The sequence below is a fragment of the Bacillus sp. S4 genome (genome assembly GCF_040838205.1).
GTDB lineage: Bacteria > Bacillota > Bacilli > Bacillales > Bacillaceae_G > Bacillus_A > Bacillus_A cereus_U.
The window spans coordinates 1-2,170 of the sequence record NZ_JBFPJI010000448.1 but is presented as its reverse complement, the minus strand read 5'-3'; the positions used below and the strand labels follow the sequence as shown (position 1 = coordinate 2,170).

Here is a 2,170-nt window from a genome sequence, read left to right as displayed (position 1 = left end):
ATACTATTTTATTAGAGTTTTGATGTTTAAAGTGGTAATAAAGTAAAAAGCCGCAAACAGTAGAAATAATCCATATAGCTAGACCGTAAGGAGTCGAGATCTTCTTCCAATCGAAGATCCAAAAGTAAAAAATGCCTATGTGACAAGTTAATAGTAGAAATGTAAATGGAATCATTAACTTTTTATTTAAAATCATTTGTTTCACCTCTTTTATGTAAATATTACCAGAAGGGTGTGGAGCTGAAAATATAATATGGAAGTGAATAAGGTTTTCACTTAAAGAAACTACAAGATGAGTAAGATATATCCCTAAATCAATTTCCATTTGTATGGGAATTTAAATGGAAAAAGAACCATATAAAATTATGAAGGGGGGAAAGTTATAAAATGCAGAGAATGAACAATTATTTTCGTGCTCGTGCGAGTATGGTATACATGATGACTAATAATGAAGTAATGAATCACATTGTTGCTTTTCACATGGATACGAATGGAATGCTCACCTTTTTAGGTTCTTATCGAACTTACGGAAGAGGTACTGGTATAAAGGAAGTTTCTACAGAAACGGCAAACGATGGTATAGATCCTCTAGCATCACAAGGTTCTCTGACTTTGTCCCGTGATGGTCGTTTCCTATTTGCAGTTAACGCAGGCAGTCATAGTATCAGTAGTTTTATCATAGCAGATAACGGGGTGCCGATTTTCGTGGATGTAAAGCCATCAGGAGGTGCTCAGCCCAATAGCATTGGTGTGTATGATAATCTTCTCTACGTGTCCAATGTAGGTAATGCTGCAAACAATTTTGCATCAAATATTACTGGATTTCACATAGATGATAAGGGAAACCTTACACATATTCCAGGATCCACTCATGCTCTCAGTACCTTTAATGCTCAGCCCGCGCAAGTTCTCTTCACCCCGGATGGTAGTAAAATCGTTGTCTCCGAGCTTACATCAAACCATCTCAGTGTCTTCCATGTAAATAAAGATGGTATGGTTACAGGACCAATTGTTAATGATTCTTACGGTAAAGGCCCATTGGGTGCTTACTTTCTATCGACCGGAATTCTCTTAGTTACAGAAGCAGTTTCAAATGCGTTGTCATCTTATTCATTGAGCAATGACGGTACTCTTCATGTAATCAGCGGCTCTGTACAAAACGGATATAAAACTGCTTGTTGGGTTATAACAACGAAGGATGAACGTTTTGCCTATACTACGAACACTTTAAGTGGCACCATATCCACCTATCAGATCGCCCCCAATGGAGTACTGTCAGTAGTAAGGCATATTACTAGTACACCGCCGGGGACAGCACCAGGTCTTCCGATGGATGTTGGAGTGAGTAAAGATGGACGAAATTTTTACACCCTTAACGGAAATCAGGGGACAGTGTCAGCATTTAATATTCAAAGTGATGGTAGTCTAGTAAGGTTGCAGGTTGTTGCTTCATCCAATTTTCCTTACTTTGGGTCGCAAGGCTTAGCTGTTCTTTAACTCTATTGGGTCCACTATAATCGTGTGAAATTGAAAAATATATGACGGTGTATGAATAGTAGACATGTAGATGAATTAGGAACCTTTGATTAAACAGCAATTGTCCACCTTACTTACGTAAAACGGAAAAACCCCCTATAGAAAATTGATAGGGGGTAGGGAAAATGTTTAAGAGAAAGACTGATTTTGCGCAGGTTTTATAAATTGCTCTGGGTTTTCAACAAGCCCGCATACAGCACATTGGACGCGATAAGTAGGTCCTTGATAAGCCATATGAAAAGCATTCATCGTTTCGTTTGTGTATTCTTCTTCTACTTGACCAGTTTGTGGATTTAATTTCACTGGTTTTACTTGTTGCTCAAGAATATTAAAGCGAGTTCGGTTCGTTTTACAGCTTGGACATAGCATTGGTTCCATATGTATACACCTCCATTTGTAGCATTTCTTAAGCGGTATGATTTTATGCACATAGTTTTATGATCACGTAGAAAAAACTTTCTCAACATAAATAGGTGCATATTATATTTAAAATTCAGAAAAAATAAAATATAATAAATGTAAGAACTGGTTATGTCCAAACCAAATCTCCTGTTTTATGCCAATAAGCTGGGGGCCGAGAAATCGGCCTCATTTTTTTGTGCTCATCTCTATAAGGTACAAGGTTTTTAAAAAC

At 37.3% G+C, this 2,170-nt stretch carries 2 protein-coding genes and 1 pseudogene; 1 reads left to right on the top strand and 2 read right to left on the bottom strand.

Translation table 11 applies throughout. From position 1 onward, the window contains the following. Positions 1-196 (bottom strand): annotated as a pseudogene (locus AB3X48_RS21435) (hypothetical protein); the annotation flags it as partial. A 191-nt stretch (positions 197-387) separates the two neighbouring features. Here AB3X48_RS21435 and AB3X48_RS21430 point away from each other — a divergent pair. Beyond that, positions 388-1,497 carry a lactonase family protein gene (locus AB3X48_RS21430; protein WP_088099165.1) on the top strand — a complete coding sequence of 370 codons (1,110 nt, stop codon included), beginning with the start codon at positions 388-390 and terminating at the stop codon, positions 1,495-1,497. A gap of 168 nt (positions 1,498-1,665) precedes the next feature. Here the strand turns inward: AB3X48_RS21430 and AB3X48_RS21425 are convergent, their stop codons facing one another. Beyond that, positions 1,666-1,914 carry a hypothetical protein gene (locus AB3X48_RS21425; protein ID WP_000433610.1) on the bottom strand — a complete coding sequence of 83 codons (249 nt, stop codon included), beginning with the start codon at positions 1,912-1,914 and terminating at the stop codon, positions 1,666-1,668. Between the last annotated feature and the right edge of the window lie 256 nt (positions 1,915-2,170).